This window comes from Vibrio sp. SCSIO 43009, assembly GCF_023716525.1.
Classification (GTDB): domain Bacteria; phylum Pseudomonadota; class Gammaproteobacteria; order Enterobacterales; family Vibrionaceae; genus Vibrio; species Vibrio alginolyticus.
Genome location: NZ_CP071842.1, coordinates 3,107,521 through 3,129,476, shown reverse-complemented (window position 1 = coordinate 3,129,476; position 21,956 = coordinate 3,107,521). Strand labels below are relative to the sequence as shown.

Annotated in this window: 20 protein-coding genes; 19 read left to right on the top strand and 1 reads right to left on the bottom strand. The window is 38.4% G+C overall.

Annotated features, from left to right (window positions below; translation table 11 throughout):
* Nucleotides 1-156: 156 nt before the first annotated feature.
* The 19 genes from J4N43_RS14515 (at nucleotide 157) to galU (ending at nucleotide 20,942) form a co-directional block, all read left to right on the top strand.
* Nucleotides 157-1,134, top strand: coding sequence for a Wzz/FepE/Etk N-terminal domain-containing protein (locus J4N43_RS14515; protein WP_053349725.1), 978 nt, complete (start codon nucleotides 157-159; stop codon nucleotides 1,132-1,134).
* Nucleotides 1,135-1,286: 152 nt separating this feature from the next.
* Nucleotides 1,287-2,477, top strand: a complete 1,191-nt coding sequence (locus tag J4N43_RS14510) for a UDP-N-acetylglucosamine 4,6-dehydratase (RefSeq protein ID WP_053349724.1) — start codon at nucleotides 1,287-1,289, stop codon at nucleotides 2,475-2,477.
* 12 nt (nucleotides 2,478-2,489) lie between these two features.
* Nucleotides 2,490-3,641 (top strand): LegC family aminotransferase, encoded by a 1,152-nt coding sequence (locus J4N43_RS14505; protein WP_053349723.1) that lies wholly within the window; start codon nucleotides 2,490-2,492, stop codon nucleotides 3,639-3,641.
* A 17-nt stretch (nucleotides 3,642-3,658) separates the two neighbouring features.
* Nucleotides 3,659-4,852 (top strand): UDP-N-acetylglucosamine 2-epimerase, encoded by a 1,194-nt coding sequence (neuC, locus tag J4N43_RS14500; protein ID WP_053349722.1) that lies wholly within the window; start codon nucleotides 3,659-3,661, stop codon nucleotides 4,850-4,852.
* Between the two features lie 7 nt (nucleotides 4,853-4,859).
* A complete protein-coding gene (gene neuB, locus J4N43_RS14495) occupies nucleotides 4,860-5,933 on the top strand; it encodes an N-acetylneuraminate synthase (protein WP_053349721.1) in 1,074 nt (357 codons plus the stop codon).
* Nucleotides 5,926-6,579, top strand: coding sequence for an acetyltransferase (locus J4N43_RS14490; protein WP_053349720.1), 654 nt, complete (start codon nucleotides 5,926-5,928; stop codon nucleotides 6,577-6,579). Before neuB ends, J4N43_RS14490 begins: the two co-directional genes overlap by 8 nt.
* Nucleotides 6,580-6,596: 17 nt before the next feature.
* On the top strand, nucleotides 6,597-7,658 hold the full coding sequence (locus J4N43_RS14485) for a nucleotidyltransferase family protein (RefSeq protein WP_053349719.1): 1,062 nt from the start codon (nucleotides 6,597-6,599) through the stop codon (nucleotides 7,656-7,658).
* On the top strand, nucleotides 7,658-8,350 hold the full coding sequence (locus J4N43_RS14480) for an acylneuraminate cytidylyltransferase family protein (protein ID WP_053349718.1): 693 nt from the start codon (nucleotides 7,658-7,660) through the stop codon (nucleotides 8,348-8,350). The genes J4N43_RS14485 and J4N43_RS14480 overlap by 1 nt, the downstream gene beginning before the upstream one ends.
* Nucleotides 8,351-8,430: 80 nt before the next feature.
* Entirely contained in the window at nucleotides 8,431-9,486 is a 1,056-nt protein-coding gene (locus J4N43_RS24600) for an EpsG family protein (RefSeq protein WP_353505859.1), read from the top strand.
* A 14-nt stretch (nucleotides 9,487-9,500) separates the two neighbouring features.
* Nucleotides 9,501-10,514, top strand: a complete 1,014-nt coding sequence (locus tag J4N43_RS14475; protein WP_158159542.1) for a glycosyltransferase family 2 protein — start codon at nucleotides 9,501-9,503, stop codon at nucleotides 10,512-10,514.
* Nucleotides 10,515-10,522: 8 nt separating this feature from the next.
* Complete coding sequence (gene murJ, locus J4N43_RS14470) at nucleotides 10,523-12,040, top strand: murein biosynthesis integral membrane protein MurJ (protein WP_053349715.1); 1,518 nt, start codon at nucleotides 10,523-10,525, stop codon at nucleotides 12,038-12,040.
* A complete protein-coding gene (locus tag J4N43_RS14465; RefSeq protein WP_053349714.1) occupies nucleotides 12,037-12,852 on the top strand; it encodes an aldolase/citrate lyase family protein in 816 nt (271 codons plus the stop codon). The genes murJ and J4N43_RS14465 overlap by 4 nt, the downstream gene beginning before the upstream one ends.
* Nucleotides 12,849-13,421, top strand: a complete 573-nt coding sequence (locus J4N43_RS14460) for a sugar transferase (RefSeq protein WP_053349713.1) — start codon at nucleotides 12,849-12,851, stop codon at nucleotides 13,419-13,421. The genes J4N43_RS14465 and J4N43_RS14460 overlap by 4 nt, the downstream gene beginning before the upstream one ends.
* 10 nt (nucleotides 13,422-13,431) lie before the next feature.
* Nucleotides 13,432-14,352, top strand: coding sequence for an ATP-grasp domain-containing protein (locus J4N43_RS14455; protein ID WP_053349712.1), 921 nt, complete (start codon nucleotides 13,432-13,434; stop codon nucleotides 14,350-14,352).
* The gene (locus tag J4N43_RS14450) at nucleotides 14,349-15,515 is read left to right on the top strand and encodes a hypothetical protein (protein WP_053349711.1); all 1,167 of its coding nucleotides are present in this window, start codon (nucleotides 14,349-14,351) and stop codon (nucleotides 15,513-15,515) included. Before J4N43_RS14455 ends, J4N43_RS14450 begins: the two co-directional genes overlap by 4 nt.
* Nucleotides 15,502-16,593: an alanine racemase gene (alr, locus tag J4N43_RS14445; RefSeq protein WP_053349710.1), complete on the top strand. Its 1,092-nt coding sequence runs from the start codon at nucleotides 15,502-15,504 to the stop codon at nucleotides 16,591-16,593. The genes J4N43_RS14450 and alr overlap by 14 nt, the downstream gene beginning before the upstream one ends.
* A 152-nt stretch (nucleotides 16,594-16,745) precedes the next feature.
* Nucleotides 16,746-18,692 (top strand): polysaccharide biosynthesis protein, encoded by a 1,947-nt coding sequence (locus J4N43_RS14440; protein WP_053349709.1) that lies wholly within the window; start codon nucleotides 16,746-16,748, stop codon nucleotides 18,690-18,692.
* Nucleotides 18,693-18,829: 137 nt separating this feature from the next.
* Nucleotides 18,830-19,996, top strand: a complete 1,167-nt coding sequence (locus J4N43_RS14435; protein WP_053349708.1) for a nucleotide sugar dehydrogenase — start codon at nucleotides 18,830-18,832, stop codon at nucleotides 19,994-19,996.
* A gap of 67 nt (nucleotides 19,997-20,063) precedes the next feature.
* The gene (gene galU / locus J4N43_RS14430) at nucleotides 20,064-20,942 is read left to right on the top strand and encodes a UTP--glucose-1-phosphate uridylyltransferase GalU (RefSeq protein ID WP_053349781.1); all 879 of its coding nucleotides are present in this window, start codon (nucleotides 20,064-20,066) and stop codon (nucleotides 20,940-20,942) included.
* A gap of 97 nt (nucleotides 20,943-21,039) precedes the next feature.
* Here galU and tpiA read toward each other — a convergent pair whose 3' ends face one another.
* Nucleotides 21,040-21,810 carry a triose-phosphate isomerase gene (gene tpiA, locus J4N43_RS14425; protein ID WP_005384863.1) on the bottom strand — a complete coding sequence of 257 codons (771 nt, stop codon included), beginning with the start codon at nucleotides 21,808-21,810 and terminating at the stop codon, nucleotides 21,040-21,042.
* Between the last annotated feature and the right edge of the window lie 146 nt (nucleotides 21,811-21,956).

Below are 21,956 nucleotides of genomic sequence, written 5' to 3'. Positions count from 1 at the left end.
ATTGTTAAGCCGTAGCCCGTCATTTCAGCGAGCCGAAGCGAGACTAGGAATCTTGTCAAAACGCGGTTGTGTATTGAGAGTCGGAGAATAACCTATCAAATTTCACCAACCTCTGAATCTAATAGCGCGAAATTCAGAGATTAGGATTAAAGACTAATGGAACCACAAAAAGAATCCAACCCAAATTACCTACCATATCCACCCAACCCACAACATAGTGACAATGAAATCGATCTGCGTGGAATTTTCAAAGCCTTGTGGAAAGGTAAGTGGATCATCATTGCTATCACATTTATTTTTGCAGTCGGTGCGGTGCTATACGCACTTAGCCTGCCAAATATATATAAATCAGATGCATTACTTGCGCCTGCAGAAAGTTCTAATGGAGGTGGCTTATCAAAAATGGCAGGTCAGCTTGGTGGTTTGGCTGCATTGGCTGGTGTTAATCTTGGAGGTGGAGAATCTTCGCAAACAGATCTGGCAGTACAAGTTATGAAGTCTCGCCAGTTTGTAGAGGCATTTATCAACGAACATGATTTGCTAGTGCCTCTAATGGCAGCAAAAGATTGGGATTTAGCAAACAACAAGCTGATCTTAGATGAGGAGCTATATAACTCAAATACAGGCGAATGGTTACGTGAGCCTAATGGCATGCGTGGTGCAATACCAACGGCACAAGAAGCTTATGAAGTGTTCAAAAATGAAACTTTAAGTATTAACCAGGACAAAGAAAGTGGTTTATACACAGTTTCGGTCAAGCATTATTCACCATACATTGCGAAACATTGGGTAGATTGGTTAATTGAGGATATTAATAAAGTTATGCGAGAACGTACTATTTCCGAAACATCGCAAAACTTAAACTACCTTAATGCTCAATTGCAAAAAACAGCAATAGCCGATATGCAAAGTACATTCTATAAGCTTATTGAAGAACAAACCAAAAGTTTAATGTTGGCCGAGGTACAGGAAGAATTCATCTTTAAAGTTGTTGACCCAGCAGTTGTTTCTGAACTTAAAGATGGACCCAAACGTGCCCTGATCTGTATGTTAGGTACTTTACTCGGTGGCATGCTTGGTATAGCAGTTGTTCTGGTAAATTTTACCTTCCGTAAAGAAGAATGTATGGACTAGCTTCAAGCTGTTCGCACTAATCGGGAGTGGGTAATAGGTAAGCCCAGTAAGTTAAAATGAGATAATGAAAGCGGTACCACATTTTGAATAAAAGCATTTCAATTTGTGGAAAAGTTTTAGAAGAAGTAATTAATTTAAGTTAGGTATCGAGAATGAGTCAGATTTTGCCACTGATTGGCCGCACCGCAGCGCTTTTTACACAAGATATTGAAAACCATGAAGTAGAACTGTCACGCATTGTTTCCGATTCAAGTTTCCTTGTTTTGGGTGGTGCAGGCTCAATTGGACAAGCTGTAACTAAAGAAATCTTCAAACGTAATCCTAAGAAGCTACATGTTGTTGATATTAGCGAAAACAATATGGTGGAGCTTGTTCGAGATATCCGTAGCTCATTTGGTTATATTGATGGTGACTTCCAAACATTTGCTCTGGACATTGGTTCTTTAGAGTACGATGCATTCATTGAAGCCGATGGTAAGTTTGATTATGTGTTGAACCTATCTGCGCTTAAGCATGTTAGAAGTGAAAAAGATCCTTATACATTGATGCGTATGATTGATGTAAACGTTTTTAATACCGATAAAACGATCCAACAGTCTATTAATGCGGGTGCGAAAAAGTACTTCTGTGTTTCAACTGACAAAGCTGCAAACCCTGTCAATATGATGGGTGCGTCAAAACGTATTATGGAAATGTTCCTAATGCGTAAAAGTGAGCAAATGGCAATCTCAACAGCTCGCTTTGCAAATGTTGCATTCTCTGATGGTTCGCTGCTACACGGATTTAACCAACGTATCCAAAAGCGCCAACCTATCGTGGCACCAAACGACATCAAGCGTTATTTTGTTACTCCTCAAGAGTCGGGTGAACTATGTTTAATGTCTTGTGTCTTTGGTGAAAATCGTGACATTTTCTTCCCGAAACTGAGTGAAGCTCTGCACCTTGTTTCATTTGCAGATATTGCGGTGAAATACCTAGAGCAACTTGGTTTTGAACCCCACCTATGTGAAACAGAAGAAGAAGCTCGCCAACTTGCACATACGCTTCCTGAGCAAGGGAAATGGCCATGCTTGTTCACGACGAGTGATACTACTGGCGAGAAAGATTTTGAAGAGTTTTTCACAGATAAAGAAGAGCTAGATATGTCTCGATTCGAAAATCTGGGCATCATCAAAAATGAACCTCTTTATGAGCAAGAGCTTCTTACTTTGTTTGAAAGCAGCATCTCTGAGATGAAAGGTGAGCGAGCTTGGACTAAAGAGCAGATTGTGAAACTGTTCTTTACCATGATCCCTGATTTTGGGCACAAAGAAACGGGTAAATACCTCGATAGCAAGATGTAAGTGGAGCATTCAATGAAAGCGACATCTATTGTTGAATTTGTGAGAGATACTTACAAAACAAACGAATTTATTCCCTTACATGCACCGACGTTCGATGGCAACGAAAAAGCGTACGTAATGGAAACGATTGAAAGTACATTTGTATCTAGCGTCGGTAAATTTGTTGATGATTTTGAGAGAAAAATTGAAGCTTACACTGGTACGGCTAAAGCTGTAGCGACAGTGAATGGCACAGCAGCATTGCATGCTGCATTGTACATGGCTGATGTTCAAAGAGGCGACTTGGTCGTCACGCAAGCTTTGACTTTTGTTGCAACCTGCAATGCCCTTTATCATATGGAGGCTGAGCCTATTTTTCTGGATGTATCTCCAGTGAGTTTAGGGTTGTGCCCTAAGGCTGTGGATGCATTTTTAGAAGAGAATGCTGAAGTCACAGACGCGGGGTGTATCCATAAAAAAACAGGTAGAAGAATCAAAGCCGTTGTACCAATGCACACGTTTGGTCACCCTGTAGAGCTTGATGAACTGGTTGCCGTTTGCTTGAAATGGAACATCACGTTGGTTGAAGATGCCGCAGAAAGCCTAGGCTCGTTCTATAAGGGCAAACACACCGGCACTATTGGTGATTTTGGTGCTGTCAGCTTTAATGGCAACAAGATCATCACCACAGGCGGTGGTGGCATGGTGTTATGTAAGACTCAAGAATTAGGTGCGCGTACTAAGCATGTCACGACGACAGCAAAAGTTCCTCATCCTTATGAGTTCTTCCATGATGAACCTGGCTTTAACTACCGCATGCCTAACCTGAATGCTGCTCTGGGATGTGCACAGATGGAAGTTATCGAGCAGTATTTGAAGCAAAAGAGATTGCTTGCAGAACGCTATAAAAACTTCTTCAAAGGTACAGATTTTAACTTTGTCACTGAGCCAGGGTATGCGAAGTCAAACTATTGGTTAAATGCGATCATTTGTCCGGATAAAGAAAGTCGCGAAGAGGTACTTAAAGGCACAAACGGTTCAGGCGTGATGACTCGACCGATTTGGCAGCTCATGCACAGATTACCTATGTTTGAGAATGCAATACGTGGTGATCTAACTTACTCAGAGTTTATTGAGGCGCACTTAATCAATCTTCCAAGTACCCCAGTGGAAATCAAAAGCTAAGTAGGTTTAATTCATACATGACGCAGACACATAAAAAGGTTGCGGTCTTTACTGGTACAAGAGCAGAGTATGGTCTGCTCTTTTGGCTTTTAAAGGACATACAAAGCGATCCTGACCTAACACTTCAATTGCTTGTTTCTGGTATGCACCTATCACCGGAATTCGGTGATACTTACAAACAAATTGAAAAAGATGGCTTCAATATCGATGAGAAAATAGAGATTTTGTTGTCTTCTGATTCCGCTGTAGGTACAGCGAAAAGTATGGGGCTGGGTGTCTTAGGGTTTGCCGATGCCTTGTCGCGATTAGCGCCAGATGTTCTTGTCATTCTTGGGGATCGCTTTGAGGCGCTCGCTGCAGCGCAAACGGCTATGATACTTCGTATTCCGATCATTCATCTTCATGGTGGTGAAATAACAGAAGGTGCTTATGACGATGCAATTCGTCATGCGATTACCAAGTTGAGTTACCTACATGGTACATCGACAGATGAATACCGAAACCGAGTGATTCAACTTGGTGAATCACCAGCCCGTGTAAGAAATATTGGTGCAATTGGCTTAGACCACCTAAACCGAGCGTCTTTTATGACGGTTTCTGAGTTGAGTGAATCACTAAGTTTTGAGCTCACAAAACCTTACTTTGTTGTTACTTATCATCCTGTTACTCTGGGTGATGAATCTCCAGAGGAAAGCTTTCAATCACTTTTAGACGCATTGGATGAATACCCTGATCATCAAGTTATATTAACTTACCCTAACGCAGATGACGGTGGTCGACGCATTATCCCAATGCTAGAAGATTATGCGGCAAGTCAACCAAAACGTGTCTTGGCAATCCCATCACTAGGGCAAGTGCGTTATTTGAGCTCGGTAAAGCATGCGGCTGCAGTTATTGGTAATTCGTCGAGTGGTATTATTGAAGTACCAGCTTTTGATGTCCCTACAGTGAATATAGGGGCTAGACAAAAAGGACGCTTGGCCGCAAAAAGTGTTTTAAAAACCACTGCTACGAAAGAATCCATCAGTAACGCGATTGGCCTCGCTGTGAGCCGAAAGTATAAAGCTGAAGATGAAAATATTGCTAACCCCTACGGGCAAGGTGATAGTAGCAAACAAGTCATAGAGATGATTAAAGGACTGGATTTTGATCCTTGTAAGTCTTTTTATGATGTAAACATTGAACCTGACTTAAACAAGAAAGTAGAGTGAGACAATAATGACTTTGATTATTGCCGAAGCGGGTGTAAACCATAACGGTCAAGAAGAACTAGCATTTTCGTTGGTCGATGCTGCTCACAAAGCTGGAGCGGATATAGTAAAGTTCCAAACTTTTAAAGCAAAAAACCTAGTTACCGAAGAGGCTAAGCAAGCTGAATATCAAGTAACAAATACTCAAAAGCAAGAGTCTCAGTTAGCGATGTTAAGCCGTTTAGAACTGTCGTACGAGACCCACCATGATCTCGTCAAATACTGTGGTTCGCTTGGTATTGAGTTTCTATCAACAGCTTTCGATTTAGAAAGTTTAGATTTCTTAGTCAATGATCTTGGTTTAACGCGCTTGAAGTTGCCTTCCGGTGAGTTAACGAACGCTCCTCTTGTATTGGCTCATGCTCGTACTGGTTGTGATCTTATTGTATCAACAGGTATGGCAACACTTTCCGAAATTGAGACAGCTCTTGGAGTGATTGCTTTCGGTTATACAACAGATGCAAAAGCAGAACCTTCGATGCTAGGTTTCCAAGAAGCTTATGCATCAGAAGCTGGTCAAAAAGCGCTAAAAGAGAAAGTAACAATTCTTCATTGTACGACGGAATATCCCGCTCCAATGGAAGAAATCAACCTAAGAGCAATGGATACGCTAGGGCGAGCATTTGACTTGGCGGCAGGCTATTCGGACCATAGTGAAGGAATTACGATTCCAATTGCGGCTGTTGCTCGCGGTGCTGTTCTTATAGAGAAGCATTTTACGTTAGATAAAAACATGGAAGGTCCAGATCACAAAGCCTCTCTAGAGCCACAAGAGCTAGAGGCAATGGTAAAAGCCATCCGTCAGATTGAGATTGCATTAGGCTCTAAAGTAAAAACTCCTACAGTTTCTGAAGTGAAAAACAAATCCGTAGCACGCAAAAGCTTAGTAGCAGCAAAGGATATTGAAAAGGGCGAAGCGTTAACAGAATCTAACCTCACAATTAAGCGTCCAGGCATTGGTTCGTCCCCTTATCGCTATTGGGAACTTCTTGGCACTAAAGCAACCAAAGGATACAAAGCAGGAGAGTTGATCATTGAGTGATGAGGTGAATCTTCCTATTGTAATGATTGGTGGAGGCGGTCATGCCTCCGTTCTTGCTGAAATACTGCTTACGCAGGGAAGAGACATACTTGCTGTGATAAGCCCTGAAGATGTCAGTCAACGTTCTGTATTTAAAGGAATTTCCATTCTTGAAAAGGACAAAGATATTCTGAGGTTTGACAAAGACAAGATTCTTTTGGTCAACGGTATTGGAATGATGCCCAAATCCGGCTTTAAGAAAAAAATTAATGAATACTTTCTATCATTAGGCTATCAATTTGAGACGGTCATCGCTGACAGTGCATTCGTTTCACCTTTTTCTAAAATTGAAATTGGTGCTCAGATTTTACCTATGGCGATGATTCAGACTGGGGCTACAGTAGGGAGCCATAGTATAATCAATACGGGTGCCTTGGTTGAACACGATTGTAAAATAGGTGCTTATAACCATATTGCTCCTAAAGCAACGTTATGTGGTCAAGTCGAGACAAAAGAAAGTGTCTATGTTGGAGCTGGTTCAACGGTTATCCAAGGGATATCTATTGGCAGTGGCGCTATCGTGGGGGCTGGTACTAGTCTAACTCAGTCTTTAGAAGAAAATACCATTGCATATCCTGCTAGGGCAGTAATTAAAACAAATTCTTAGAAAACAAAAGGTAGAATATGAGTCATTGTTGGCAAAAAACGCTGATATTAGAATCAAGTACAATCAAGCAGGCATTAGAAATCATCAATAGCGAAGCATTGCGTGTAGCTGTGGTTGTTGATCAAGATAAAAAGCTTCGAGGCATGATTACTGATGGTGATATTCGACGTGGCTTATTAAATGATCTGGTGTTAACCGACTCGGTTGCCAAGGTAATGAATTCTGCGCCAATTACCGCAGAGCAAGGCGCATCAAAAGAGCATCTTGTAGAGTTAATGGAAAAAAAGCAAATTCTATCGGTTCCATTACTTGACCAAGACAACAAAGTCGTAGGTTTGGAAACTCTTCACAGTGCGCTGAGTAAAGATAAATATCAGAATCCAGTATTCATTATGGCTGGTGGTTTTGGTACTCGCTTACGACCGCTGACGGACAACTGCCCTAAACCAATGTTAAAAGTTGGTGATAAACCTATTCTAGAAACTGTAATCAAGAGTTTTATTAGAGCGGGCTTCACCAATTTCTACATTTCAACGCACTACATGCCAGAACAAATTCACCAACACTTTGGTGATGGTACTGATTTGGGGGTTAGCATCTCATATGTACACGAAGAGACTCCTTTGGGTACCGGTGGTGCTCTCGGCTTGCTACCTGAAGATATGCCAAGAGACCTACCTTTAATTATGATCAATGGCGATGTGTTGACCAAAGTAGATTTCCAGCGCTTGTTAAATTTCCATATGGAAAATGATGCAGATGCAACAATGTGTGTTCGAGAGTACGACTACCAAATTCCTTATGGTGTTATTAATGGGGACGGTAATCAAATTACCAGCATGGTTGAAAAACCAGTTCAACGCTTTTTTGTTAACGCTGGTATCTATGTTGTGTCTCCTCGAGTGATTCAATCAGTAGAAAAGAATCAGAAAATCGACATGCCTACGTTGCTCGAGCAACACATGGAAGAGAGACAAAAAGTATTGATGTTCCCAATTCACGAATATTGGCTTGATATTGGCCGTATGGATGACTTTAACCGTGCGCAGATGGATATACTGTCTCTGGGGCTAGAGTAATGTTAGATGGTAAAAAAGTAATTGCTGTAATCCCTGCTAGGGGGGGCAGCAAGCGTCTGCCAAGGAAGAATATACTTCCATTGGGAGGAAAACCTCTGATCGGTTGGACAATTGAAGCTGCGCAAAATAGTACTTATGTAGATGATGTTTTTATCAGTACTGATGACCAAGAAATTGCAGATGTAGCGAGTCAGTTTGGCATAGCTGTGCCTGAGCTAAGGCCAGAAGAGCTATCAACAGATACCGCAACCACTCAAAGCGTTCTTTTCTATACAGTAGAGAAGTACGCCAAGGAAGCCGATATTGTCGTTTTACTTCAGCCAACATCACCATTTCGTAGCTCTGACCATATCGATCAGGCTATAGAGTCTTTGGTTGAAAAGTCCGCTTTTTCTGTTGTGTCAGTGACACCATGCGAGCACCCACCTCAATGGGCAAACACTCTACCAGACAACGGTTCGATGAAAGACTTCCTTCGATTGGGTGATGGAAAACGTTCTCAAGATCTTGGCGAAGCATTCCGCTTAAATGGTGCGATATACGTATATGATCTTCATAGACTATTAGCTATAGGTGAAATGGCATATAGAGAAGATACATATGCTTACAAGATGCCAAATGACGCATCGATTGATATTGATAATCAAATCGATTTCGACATGGCAGAGTTTTTCTTAAATCGATTGTCATAGATATCAACTGCCTCAACGCTAGTTATTTTCTAAATATAAGCATAGGGCTACAATATATGTAACCATGTAGATCCCTTTAATTGCACAGCGGAGTTTTATTCGTTTTGATATATATATATACATATATTTGGCTTTCCTTAATTAGTGTAATAGACACGCTAAAACCTAAATTTAAATTTCATTATATTTTGGTTGCGTTTGGGCTATTTTTGATGGTCGCTCTCCGCTATGATGTAGGTACTGACTACTTTGCATATTATGACTTTTTTGGAAGAGAAAGAGATAATATATTTGACGTTAATTTCGAACCAGGTTTCTCTATTGTTGTTTACTTTTTAAGGCTTCTAGATATTAGCCCTGAATATATAATGGCAGTATTTGGATTAGTCAGCATAGTTATGGTTTATATAGGTATATCAAATCATAGTAGAGCCGTTGGATTATCACTGTTAATATACTTTTGCTTGTATATGATACCAATGAACTTTAATGCAATAGGTCAAGGGATAGCTATAGGTTTTTACCTTTGTTCTCTGAAGTACATTTTGAATAGAGAAATGCTAAAAACATGCTTGATATCGGCCGTCGCATTTTTAATGCATTCATCAGGCATATTCATAATAATATCATTTTTCTTTTTGAATATAAAAGCAACTAAGGTTAGATTAATATCTTTTATTGCGCTTTCTTGCTTCTTGGTGATCTTAAACTCTCAAATATCTTCCTTGATTGTACAGTTACCTATAGTTTCAATAGCAGATAAAATGGCTTCATATAGTAATATTTTTGAAGGCAGTGTTAGTTATGTTAGTTATCTAATAAGGCTTTTTGTTATCTCGCTTCTTGTTTTTGTATATGACCGTATGTCTCTAGAGGAAAAAAAGATAATGCAATTGTACGTATTGTCGATATTTTTCTATAGTATCTTCTTTAACAATTCCCTTCTTGCGACTAGAATAAACCTTTTTTTTAAAGTTCTTGATGTTATATTGCTAGCAAATTTAGTTTTCTATTTTAAATCCGGTTCTAGTAGAACTTTAATGTTGTTGTTTATAATTTCTTTTTGTTTTTTTATATTGAGTGTAAACTTTAGTAATGAAAAAATATGGAATTATCAGGTTATTCAAAAATTATGAGGAATATAAGGAAAATGTTAGTAAGTATTATTGTTCCTGTTTATAACATGGAAGAGCATCTTACAAAATGTATAAATAGTGTTCTATCTCAATCATATCATAATATTGAAATCATTTGTGTTAATGATTGCTCTACCGATAATAGTCTGTCGTTGTTATATGACTTTCAGCAAGTTGATCCAAGAGTGAAAGTAATCGACTTGAAGGTTAATGTAAGACAAGGAGGTGCTAGAAATGCAGGGATTGAGTTTGCATCAGGAGACTATATATATTTTATAGATAGTGATGATTGGGTTGAGCCAGAGTTAATTGAATCTCTTATATCTAGAACAACAGGTATTAAGAATGAAATAGTTTACTGTAATTATACTACACGGAACAATGATCCTGCGCTTGACAGGGTTGTTTGTCGAAATAATGTTGATTGGGATAAAGATAACCTAGATGAGATAAAAAGGAAATTAATTTTGGCTCCAAGTCCAATTTGGACTGCACTATACTCATCAGAAATATTTAAAGTTAAAGAGATTCGCTTTCCTGAAAGAGTTTTTTATGAAGATAACTTTATAGTTCCAGTTATAATTTGTAATGCAGATAAGATATCAAAAGTTGAAAAGTCTTTGATAAATTACAATATGAAGAATATATCAGTCACAAGAACTTTTAATAATGATAAGTTTTTTGAGAGAATTATTACAGCAAAATTGTTAATAGATGAAGTTAGAAATGATAGTTTCTACGATAGATATAGGAGTGAACTTGAGTTTTACATTATTAACATATACTTAATAAATACCACAATAGGTTGCTACAGAAAGTTTTATCCTGTTAAACATGAAAAAGCTGGTGACATAATTGAAGAGTTTACTAAGCTATTCCCAGAATTTAGAAATAACAAGTATTTTAAAGATAAAATAAAAAGTAAGTTTTTATATAGAGCTTATTTTATGGCGCTTATGAAATTTAGGAATATAATAAAAATCATATATTCCATGAGGAACGCAATGTATTATAACAAGTCTTCTTAAGGTGATATATGAAGAAGGCGGTTATTCTTATTTTTATCTTTAGCTTACTCTCTAAAATAGTTGGCTTCACAAAAGAGTTGTTTGTCTCTTACTACTATGGCGTATCACCTGTTACTGATGCTTTCAATGTTGCTCAGTCGATACCTGGCTTCTTTCTTACTTTATTCGGAATATCGATCTCAACTACATTGATTCCAGTATATAATAGGATAAAAGAGACAAAGAATAGCGCAGCTGCAGATTGTTTCTTTAGTACGTTGAGCTTGTACTTTTGTTTTCTTTCTTTACTAATTACATTTATTCTGATTTATTTCTCAGAAGCAGTAGTTTTTATTTTTGCTCCAGGATTAGAAGGGCAAGCAAAGCTATGGGCTATTGAACTAACGGAAATATGTTGTTTGGGTATCGTGCTATATACGTTAACGTTCCTATTTAATGCATATTTAAATGCAAAAAGTAAATTTATTTTCACTGCCTTTACAAATGTACCATATAATTTAATTTTACTCGCTTCAGTCTTTTTTTCCGTCAAACATGGCGTAGAATACTTAGCGATAGGAAAGATTGCTGCATCAATATTGCAGGTATCTATGCTAATATTTTTCTCTATAAAAAACAGAATTAATATTGACTTTAAGATCAAAAGAAATTTAGGTGAAATAAGCAACATATTTTTATTGGCAATCCCAGCAGTAATAGGTTCTTGTGTTGAGCAGGTAAACCGAGTTGTAGATAAAAATATAGCTTCAACTCTAATGCCTGGGGGTATATCAATTATTAACTACTCAGAAAGATTAGTCCTCTTGGTAGAAGGGATACTAATTTCTCCGATTATACTAGTAGTTTTCAGTAAGGCTTCTCAAGTTTTTTCGGAAAAAGGTAAAGTGGAAACTAATGAGTTCATTCAAAAATCAATTAGAGTTGTTATAATTATCTCCCTTCCGGTATCAGTGTTTTTTTCAACGTTTTCTTACGAGATTGTGAATATAGTTTATGGACGTGGTGAGTTTTCTAAAGAGGATGTTTTTATCACTTCATCATTACTTTCTATTTATTCATTAACTATATTTTTTAATGCTCTTAGACAAATAGTGTCGCGGTACTTTTATGCTATGGAAGATACAAAAACACCTATGTGGAATGCTATGTTTGGGGTGTTTTGTAATATTGTTTTAAATATAATTTTATCTAGATACTTTGGAATTAAAGGGCTAGCAATGGCGACATTGATATCTAGTACATTAATTTGTATTTTGATGTTCAATAGCTATAAGTCAAATAATTTTGAAATGGAAACGAAAGGTATATTTTTATTGTTTAGTAAGGTGTTGTTTGTTTCATTAAGTTGCGCCTTTCTAGGGGAACAATTAATTCCGTCTTTAAGTGAATCTACGAATGACATTACAGGCTTCTCGATAGGTTCGATAACTTTACTCTGTACATATTTACTTTTGCTGAGATTAGTTAGAGTTAGAGAAGTTAGCGAGATTAATTTGAAAGTTATAAAAAAAAAGGTTTTTAAATGAGCAAGCTTGAGTTGATGTGTATTACTAACGATTGTAAGTTAGCTAAACAAGCCGATAAATCAGGTGTGGACTATATATTTGTTGACTTGGAGCTTTTAGGCAAAGAATTAAGGCAGGGACATTTAGATACCGTCATTTCTAAACATGGAATTGAAGATGTCGGAAAAATCCGTAAAGTTGTTTCAAACTCTAAATTACTTGTCAGAGTTAATCCAATAAATGATGACTCTCTTTATGAGATTGAATCGGTAATTAATTACGGTGCAGACATAATAATGCTTCCTTATTTTAAAAGCAAAGAAGATGTAGAGGCTATTGTTAAATTAGTAAGAGGAAGAGTCAAAATTATCCTATTGCTAGAAAACAAAGAAGCAGTTGAAGATATTGACAGAATCATCGACTTAAAGGACTCTTATGAAGCAATTCATATTGGCCTTAATGATCTGCATTTATCCTATAAACTTAATTTCATGTTTGAGCCTTTTGTTAATGGTATCGTTGATGATTTGGTTAATAAGTTTAGAAGTAATGATATTAAGTTTGGTATTGGTGGAGTAGCAGAGATCGGTAAAGGCGATATCCCCGCTGAACTTGTGTTAAACGAACATTTTAAATTAGGTTCTAGAATGTGTATCCTATCTCGCAGTTTTTCTCAGCGTGATAAATACGATAACGAAGCTGAATTCTTAATTTCATACTCTAAAAAAGTACAGGGATTAAGGGATTACTGGAACAGAATTGTTGATACTCAGGTTAATGATGATTCTGAGCACTTTAGGAAATTGATTTTAAACAAGGTTAATCCAAAATGAGCGTGTATACTTCAATCGTGAAGCCATCTATAGATAGGGTTCTTTCGGCCGCTATTCTGCTAATTTTATTTCCGATATTGTTATTAGTTAGCTTAGGAATTTATATACATAGCGGTTTCCCTATTTTTTATTTTCAAAAAAGAGTTGGCAAACACGGTAGTGAGTTTAATGTTATTAAATTTCGAACTATGGTCAAAGATGCGGATAAGATTGGTTTAGAAAGAACTTCAAAAAGTGATAGTCGAATTACGACTTTTGGGAAGTACTTAAGAAAGTCTAGCATAGATGAAATTCCTCAATTAGTGAATGTACTTAAAGGGGATATGAGCTTAATAGGGTTTCGACCTGGGATTAAGAAGTATTATACAGGTCGAGACTTAAAGTCTGATATTTTCACGGTCAAACCTGGAATTACAGGCCTTGCTCAGGTATCAGGACGCAGTGATTTAACTCCAGAGAAAAAGAGAGCTTTAGAGCTCGAGTATGCGAAAAATATTTCATTTAAACTCGATTGTAAAATTCTGATACTTACAGTGATCAAAGTTATTACTCGCTCTTCAGCAAATTAGGATATATAAAATGAAAAATAAAACAATCGGTGTTATCGCAGGTAGTAGTAGTGACTCTATAGTAGAGAGACTGTCAGAAAGAGGTTATGATACTGTAGTCGTATTTGGGTTTGGCGATAAAACCAGTAATGTAGGTTATACAAAAAAACTAGTTACTGATTTGTCTAATACTAGTGAAATTACTCAGTTCTTTATTGAGAGTAGTGTAGACATGGTTGTTATAGCAACCGGGCATGTACTTGCTATATCCCTCATTCCGATATTGGAAGAGAATGGAATTATTACTAACCTGAGTTACGAAAAGTGCTTGCTTTTGAAAGATAAAGTGAAGTTTAAAGAGGCGATGCTTGATCGGGGCTACCTTACTCCAGACTATTATGTAGTAGAAAAAAAAGAAGATTTGGTAAAGATTAAGGCAGCTCTAGTTTATCCTTTGGTTGTGAAATCCCATATTGATACAACCCAACCAGAGAAAATCTTTAACTTTGCCGAACTTTCAAAAATTGTAGAACATATTCTTTCCAGCGGTGCTAAAGCGCTAGTCGAACAGTTTATTGATGGAAATGATTGTACTGTCGCTGTAAGAAACTCATGTGGTTCTACGAAAGATTTTGGAGTGACCTATTACAGCAAGGCAAAGGAGTATAACCTGAAGGGGTTCTCTGGTGCTGACTCTGTAAAAATGAGCCAGTTACAGGAAGAGGAAATCTGTGATTTATCGAGGAAGCTTATTGAAGAATTTGATATCCCGAGTCTAGTGAGAGTAGACTTTATAGTTAAAGATGAGCTTATTTATATTTTGGAAGTGAACTCTGTCATTGTTACAGGTTTTAATGGTAGTGCATACCCTTTCTTTATTCAAAAAGGGATCGATATATCGGAAGTTATGGTCGACACTGCTCTTACAATCCTTTCTAGGAAAAATATATGAAAGTGTTTTTTCCGACTTACGGTGCCGGACATGTAAAAGCTATAGTTCCAATTGCTGACGCACTGAAAAAATTTCATTCTAATGTTTGTGTAGATATATTGGCTCTAACGAGTAGTTCTATAGAACTAGATAAATCTGGTTTGCCATATAAAAAGATTTCTCAATATCGAAATCTTTATACACCTGAAGAACTTGATAAGATAGACTTTTACGGAACTAAATTTTCGTCCTTACACTTTTCTTTAACGGATAAAGACACAATTTTTTATTACGGAGTGTCAATTTGTGAGCTAATTAGTGAATTTGGTCTGGAAAAAACGGAAAGTTTATTTGATACCTATGGCAGGAAAATATTTGAACCATTAGATTTTTCTAGAAGGTTACTTTTAGAAATGAAACCTGACAAGGTTTTTGTTACGTGTGGTCAACGTATGGAATTATCTATCGCCAAAGTTGCTAATAGCTTGGGAATTGAGGTTATTAGATTGTTGGACTTAGTCATAGAAAATCTAACCATACCTTATGATTGCACCTTATGTGTTACTAATGAACTTGCATATAATTATGCGTTAAAAAGCAATGAACACCTAAAAAAAATTAATATTACTGGTAATCCCAACTTCATGTATGAAAATATGGGGAGTAATAAAAAAGTAAAAAATAAAATAGTCGCCATCTTTACTCAACCAGGTAATTTCAATATAGAAAGTATTCTGGACGACTTACATAAAATATCATTAAAGATGAAGCATGTAATGTTTTTATTAAAGCCTCATCCTAACGAGATATTTGAGAAATATGAGTTGCTCACTAAAAAATTCCCAAATAACTTTTCTTTATCAAAATCTACAGAAAGTAAAGAGATAATATCAAATTCAATTGGTGTTTTTACCTTTTACTCTAGTGTTGGAATGGAGGCTATTATACAAAATAAACGACTAATTGTACTCAATTACGGTAACGATAAATTCCCTGTCGATTATGTAAAAATGGGAGTAGCAGATAAAGTTAATGATTATAATAGCTTAGAAAGCACTATTATGTCATTTGTTGATGAGTCACCTGATCAAAAATTCGGAGAAGGCTATTCTTTGTTAAAACAGCCAGATAATTGCGTTGAATTGATACTGAATGTGATTTTGGATAAAAATGAGCTCTCCTAGAATTACGATTGATAAAAAATCGCTTCTTCACAATTACGACTTTCTGACAAACGCAAACTTTCCGTCTAAAGTGATCCCAGTACTAAAGGCGAATGCCTACGGACATGGGTTGATGGAAGTGTTTGACATATTGCTTGAACATGGGGTTCGATGTTTCGCAGTTGCTAGGGTTGAAGAAGCAATAAATATAAGGGAATATAGTAAACTTGGTGATATTGTTGTTCTCCAAGGTGTTTATTCAAAAGAAGATATAATTTGGTGCTCCGAAAACAATGTGCAAGTTGTTATTCATAACCCTTTTCAAGTTGAAATTATTGGTGATTTAAACTTGGAAGTTTCTATTGATGTTTGGTTAAAACTCAATGTTGGAATGAATAGGTTAGGGGTAAGTTCAGAGAGTTTCTTTAATCTATATCGTTCAGTAGAGATACAGGGGAATATCAACATAATCGGATTGATTTCGCATTTTTCTGATTCAGAAAAAGGAGGAGCTGGTGATGCTAAAGAGCAATATCGAGTATTTGAAGCTATTAAAAATAGCCTACCATGCAATTTGAAAACATCGATCTTCAATTCTGCAGCTGCATTAGACAGTCCTGTAAAGGTTAGTAGCTCAGAGTATAGCTACATTAGAGCCGGGTTGTCTTTATATGGCATCAGTCCATTTAATTGCGGACAGTATCAATCTCAACTACGCACTGTAATGTCTTTGCAGGCTCCAATTATAGCTATTAGAGAACTCCAGGCCGGAGAGAAAGTGGGCTATAATGGCACGTGGAAGGCGAAGGAAAATAGTTGTATTGCCACAGTTTCTATTGGTTATGGTGATGGCTATCCGCGATGCATGGGTCATGACGGTCATGTTTTAGTTGGGGGTAGGTTGTGTAAAATAATAGGACTTATCTGCATGGACATGTTAATGATAGACTTGGGTTTGAATCATGAGGCTCAAGTTGGTGACTTCGTTACAATTTGGGGAGATGGATTAGACATAAGTACGGTTTCTAATATATCCGGTCAATCAGTTTACGAGCTTCTTAGTCAGTTGACTGCAAGAGTTCAGAGGATTGTAGTTTAACTTTCATTTTGATCGTTAACATACAACCTATTGTGATAAACGGCAGGTAACGAGTATGTATGTCATATAGAAATTTCCGTTACAATACTAACCTAACTCGGAGCGAAACGTTTTTAGTTTCAACCCTGCCTACTTACTAAAAAAGATATTTTATGCAACGTCTACAATTTATATGGCAGCTTTCTCGAACGTACAAAAGGATTGTCAGTGTACTGATTGATGTGGTTCTGATCTCTTTGGCTTTCCATTTGGCGATACTAGTACGCTCAGGTGAAACCAACTACTTCACATACCCTACTGTTTGGGGCATTCAAATTGGAGTGGCAATTGTTACAATCGCAGTCTTTGCTCGATTGGGGCTTTATAGAGCAGTGCTTCGCTACTTAACTTTTCAAGCACTGTTTGTAGTTACTGCTGGTGCAATCATATCCGCAACACTTGTTGCAGCTTTAAGTTTCTACATGAGTGACCCGTTTCCAAGAACTGTTCCTATAATTTATGCTGCGTTTCTTGCTCTTTTTTGTGGTGGCCCTCGCGTTATAGTCCGCTCCTTGATTGCACAAAGCTATTCTACACAAAGTAAAGAGGTTCTTATTTACGGTGCTGGCTCAGGTGGCCGACAACTCGCAATGGCATTGAGAAGTAGTGGAGACTACCGCGTAAGAGCATTTATTGATGGTGATTCCACTCTCTGTAATACCATGATCTTAGGCTTACCTGTTATTGCTATTGAAGATGCAATGCCCCTCATCAATAAATATGACGTTTCTCAAGTCTTACTTGCGGTACCTAGTGCTAAGCGTTCTCGTCGCAAAGTAATTCTTGATGAATTGGCTAAGCTGCCTGTTGAAGTGCTTACTGTTCCCGATATGACAGATATTGTCTCTGGTAAAGCCAAAATTGATGAGCTTAAGGATGTCGCGATTGAGGACTTGCTGGGTCGTGACCCAGTCGCTCCTCAGCAAGTATTGTTGGAAGCTAACATCAAAGACAAAGTAGTCATGGTGACAGGTGCTGGTGGTTCTATTGGTTCTGAATTGTGTCGTCAAATAGTGGAGCAATTACCCAAGTCTATCATATTATTTGAATTGTCTGAATTTGGTCTATATCAAATTGATCGCGAACTAAATCAACTAAAGATTGAAAAAGGGCTCACTTGCGACATTATTCCTTTATTGGGTTCTGTACAGCGTCAACATCGTCTAGAAACGACAATGTCTTCTTTTAAAGTCCAAACGGTGTATCACGCAGCAGCATATAAACACGTTCCATTGGTCGAGTTTAACGTAATTGAAGGTGTGCGTAATAATATTTATGGGACTTATTATACAGCATGCGCAGCAATTAAGGCCGGCGTTGAATCATTTGTTTTGATTTCTACTGATAAAGCCGTTCGCCCTACTAACGTAATGGGCACAACTAAACGAATGGCAGAACTAGGTTTACAGGCTCTTGCTGATCAGGAAAATGCAAAACCAAATGGCACTCGATTCTGCATGGTACGCTTTGGTAATGTTCTCGGTTCTTCAGGCTCAGTGATCCCCGTCTTTAAAAAGCAAATTGCGTCTGGTGGACCGGTAACGGTCACTCATCCAGAAATCACCCGTTTCTTCATGACGATCCCCGAAGCTGCGCAGTTAGTAATTCAGGCAGGTGCGATGGGCAAAGGTGGTGATGTTTTTGTTTTGGATATGGGGGAATCAGTAAAAATTACTGATTTAGCCTGCAATCTTATTCAGTTATCGGGTCTTGAGGTAAAATCTGAGAACAATCCACATGGTGATATTGAGATTCAATTCTCGGGCCTTCGTCCGGGTGAAAAGCTTTATGAAGAATTACTCATCGGTGATAATGTCAAGCAGACAGCGCATGAGCGAATCATGACTGCTCATGAGGTTCATTTACCTCTAGAAGAATATGATTTGTTGTTGAGCGAGCTCGACTTTGCCTGCCATAATATGGATCACGAGAATATCCGTGCATTATTGTTAAATGCTCCTACTGGTTTTAATCCTACAGATGGTATTGGCGATTTAGTCTGGAGCCATAATCAGTTGGAATTAAATCTGGTTGATACAGAACTCGTTGTAAACGAATAGACTCAAATGGACACTTAGTGTCCGTTTGTTTTTATTGACTGATGCCACTTAGTCACTGATAACAAAGATCTTTAGATTGCTTAAGAGTTGTGTTGCTTAATTCTAATAAGTATAACTCTTAGAACTAGGGTAAAATTATGAAAATTGCTATCGTTGGTACAGGTTACGTTGGGCTTTCTAATGCGATTTTGTTAGCTCAAAATCACGAAGTGGTTGCACTAGATATCGTTCCTGAAAAGGTTGAATTGCTTAACAAAAAACAATCTCCAATTGTTGATGCTGAGATTGAACATTTCCTTGAAAACAGGGAACTAGACTTCATTGCAACGACAGATAAGCAGAAAGCTTATCAAGGCGCAGAATATGTTGTGATTGCTACTCCCACGGACTACGATGCCGTTACGCATTACTTTAATACTTCTTCAGTTGAAGCGGTGATTAAAGATGTTATGTCCATCAATCCTGATGCAGTAATGGTGATTAAGTCTACTGTTCCTGTTGGCTATACTGCTCGCATTAAGGATGAGTTGGGATGTAAAAATGTCATCTTCTCACCTGAATTCTTGCGAGAGGGCAAAGCGCTTTATGATAACCTTCACCCATCACGTATCATTGTTGGTGAACGCAGTGAACGTGCCGAAGTATTTGCTAGCTTGCTGGTGGAAGGGGCAGTAAAAGACGATATTCAAGTCTTATTTACAGACTCGACAGAAGCTGAAGCAGTCAAACTATTTTCAAACACCTACCTTGCTATGCGTGTTGCGTACTTTAATGAGTTGGATTCTTACGCAGAAGCTCATGGCTTGGATGCTCGCCAAATCATTGAAGGTGTTGGCTTAGATCCTCGTATCGGTAATCATTACAACAATCCATCATTTGGTTATGGTGGTTACTGCTTACCAAAAGATACTAAACAGCTTTTAGCCAATTACCAAGATGTACCAAACAACATCATTGGTGCGATTGTGGATGCTAACCGCACTCGTAAAGACTTTGTGGCTGAAGCTATTCTTAAGCGCGAACCAAAAGTTGTCGGTATTTACCGTTTAATTATGAAGGCGGGATCGGATAACTTCCGCGCTTCTTCTATTCAAGGCATCATGAAGCGCATCAAGGCGAAAGGTGTTGAGGTCGTAGTTTACGAACCAGTACTCAAAGAAGAAGATTTCTTTAACTCTCGAGTGATTAAAGACCTGAATGAGTTCAAACAAAGTGCAGATGTGATTGTTTCTAACCGAATGGTCGAAGAGTTAGCCGATGTAGCGGATAAAGTTTACACGCGCGACTTGTTTGGCAGCGATTAATTAGTCTTTATATTCAAATAATATAATAGGCTCCCTTAAGGGAGCCTTTTTTTAGTTGGTAATGGTTATGATTAAAAAATGTTTATTCCCTGCAGCGGGTTACGGCACACGTTTCCTTCCTGCAACTAAGTCGATGCCGAAAGAAATGATGCCAGTGGTGAACAAGCCATTGATTGAATACGGTGTTGAAGAAGCGATTGAAGCCGGCATGGACGGTATGTGCATCGTCACTGGTCGTGGTAAGCACTCGTTAATGGATCACTTTGATAAAAACTACGAGCTAGAGCATCAAATTAGCGGTACAAGTAAAGAAGCGCTGCTTGATGATATTCGTTCTTTGATTGATTCTGCGAGTTACACTTACATCCGTCAGCGTGAAATGAAAGGCTTAGGTCACGCTATTCTTACGGGACGTGAACTGGTCGGTGATGAACCGTTTGCTGTTGTGCTCGCGGATGACCTTTGTGTGAATGAGGATCAAGGCGTTCTAGCTCAAATGGTTGAGCTGTACAAACAGTTCCGCTGTTCAATCGTTGCAGTACAAGAAGTGCCAGAATCAGAAACACATAAATACGGTGTGATTGCTGGCGAGATGATCAAAAATGATATCTTCCGCATTGATAACATGGTTGAAAAGCCAGAGCCAGGCACTGCACCTAGCAATCTAGCGATTATTGGTCGCTACATTCTGACACCTGATATCTTTGAACTGATTGAAAATACAGAGCCAGGTAAAGGTGGTGAGATTCAAATCACCGATGCGCTGATGCAACAAGCTCAATCTGGTTGTGTTTTGGCATACAAATTTAAAGGTCAGCGCTTTGATTGCGGTAGCGTAGAAGGCTACATTGAAGCCACAAATTACTGCTACGAGAACCTTTATAAGAAAGATTCCAGTGCGGAGCTCGCGAAAAAGCCAACCGTGAAAATTGCTGAGCCAGCGTAAGTCGGAACTTTCTATTAGGTACTCCGACGGTACAACACAAACAAAAAGGGATGCATGATGCATCCCTTTGTTATTTCTACTCTCAGTAAAAACGAGATTAAGCTTTTGCTTTAGCCGCTGCTTTAGCGATTGCTGCGAAGCTTTTAGCGTCTAGAGAAGCACCGCCAACTAGAGCGCCGTCGATGTCTGGTTGTGAGAAGTAAGCTTCAGCGTTTTCTGGCTTAACAGAACCGCCGTATTGGATGATTACTTGTGCTGCAACTGCTTCGTCTTTCGCTGCGATTAGTGCGCGGATAGAAGCGTGGATGCGTTGTGCGTCTTCAGCAGTTGCTGCTTTACCAGTACCGATAGCCCAGATTGGTTCGTAAGCGATGATTGCGCCGTTTAGAGCTTCAACACCGTAAGTGTCGATAACTGCGTTGATTTGACGTGCACATACAGCTTCAGTTTCGCCAGCTTCGTTTTGCGCTTCAGACTCACCGATACAGAAAACAGGTGTTAGGCCGTTTTCTTTTAGGAAGTTGAATTTCTTAGCGATAAACTCGTCAGATTCGTTGTGGTATTCACGACGCTCTGAGTGACCGATGATGATGTGAGTAGCACCGAAATCTTTCAGCATTTCTGGAGACATATCGCCAGTGAACGCACCGCTGTTGTTTAGGTCAGTGTTTTGAGCACCCAGGATGATCTTGTTACCGCCTTCAGCGATTACGCGCTCTGCTAGGTCGATGTAAAGTGCTGGTGGAGCGACTGCTACGTCAACACCTTCAACGCCTTCAAGTTCAGCGTTAAGACCAGTTAGCAGCTCAGTTACCATTGCTTTGCTGCCGTTTAGTTTCCAGTTACCCATCACTACAGGACGACGCATAGGAATATCTCCCTTATCTTTAATGTAAATAGTCAATTAATGTAAAAAATCTACGTAGGAATATAACAGAATAATGTGAACAGATCATGATTGGCGTCATGTCTTGTCCGGCTTTCTTTGTTGATTCGACCAAGCATCGATCCTGT

What these genes read in the sequence shown, in the direction of transcription:
- J4N43_RS14515 (WP_053349725.1), top strand. Translation starts at nt 157, where the DNA reads ATGGAACCACAAAAAGAATCCAACCCAAATTACCTACCATATCCACCC.
- J4N43_RS14510 (WP_053349724.1), top strand. Translation starts at nt 1,287, where the DNA reads ATGAGTCAGATTTTGCCACTGATTGGCCGCACCGCAGCGCTTTTTACA.
- J4N43_RS14505 (WP_053349723.1), top strand. Translation starts at nt 2,490, where the DNA reads ATGAAAGCGACATCTATTGTTGAATTTGTGAGAGATACTTACAAAACA.
- neuC (WP_053349722.1), top strand. Translation starts at nt 3,659, where the DNA reads ATGACGCAGACACATAAAAAGGTTGCGGTCTTTACTGGTACAAGAGCA.
- neuB (WP_053349721.1), top strand. Translation starts at nt 4,860, where the DNA reads ATGACTTTGATTATTGCCGAAGCGGGTGTAAACCATAACGGTCAAGAA.
- J4N43_RS14485 (WP_053349719.1), top strand. Translation starts at nt 6,597, where the DNA reads ATGAGTCATTGTTGGCAAAAAACGCTGATATTAGAATCAAGTACAATC.
- J4N43_RS14480 (WP_053349718.1), top strand. Translation starts at nt 7,658, where the DNA reads ATGTTAGATGGTAAAAAAGTAATTGCTGTAATCCCTGCTAGGGGGGGC.
- J4N43_RS14475 (WP_158159542.1), top strand. Translation starts at nt 9,501, where the DNA reads ATGTTAGTAAGTATTATTGTTCCTGTTTATAACATGGAAGAGCATCTT.
- murJ (WP_053349715.1), top strand. Translation starts at nt 10,523, where the DNA reads ATGAAGAAGGCGGTTATTCTTATTTTTATCTTTAGCTTACTCTCTAAA.
- J4N43_RS14465 (WP_053349714.1), top strand. Translation starts at nt 12,037, where the DNA reads ATGAGCAAGCTTGAGTTGATGTGTATTACTAACGATTGTAAGTTAGCT.
- J4N43_RS14460 (WP_053349713.1), top strand. Translation starts at nt 12,849, where the DNA reads ATGAGCGTGTATACTTCAATCGTGAAGCCATCTATAGATAGGGTTCTT.
- J4N43_RS14455 (WP_053349712.1), top strand. Translation starts at nt 13,432, where the DNA reads ATGAAAAATAAAACAATCGGTGTTATCGCAGGTAGTAGTAGTGACTCT.
- J4N43_RS14450 (WP_053349711.1), top strand. Translation starts at nt 14,349, where the DNA reads ATGAAAGTGTTTTTTCCGACTTACGGTGCCGGACATGTAAAAGCTATA.
- alr (WP_053349710.1), top strand. Translation starts at nt 15,502, where the DNA reads ATGAGCTCTCCTAGAATTACGATTGATAAAAAATCGCTTCTTCACAAT.
- J4N43_RS14440 (WP_053349709.1), top strand. Translation starts at nt 16,746, where the DNA reads ATGCAACGTCTACAATTTATATGGCAGCTTTCTCGAACGTACAAAAGG.
- J4N43_RS14435 (WP_053349708.1), top strand. Translation starts at nt 18,830, where the DNA reads ATGAAAATTGCTATCGTTGGTACAGGTTACGTTGGGCTTTCTAATGCG.
- galU (WP_053349781.1), top strand. Translation starts at nt 20,064, where the DNA reads ATGATTAAAAAATGTTTATTCCCTGCAGCGGGTTACGGCACACGTTTC.
- tpiA (WP_005384863.1), bottom strand. Translation starts at nt 21,810, where the DNA reads ATGCGTCGTCCTGTAGTGATGGGTAACTGGAAACTAAACGGCAGCAAA.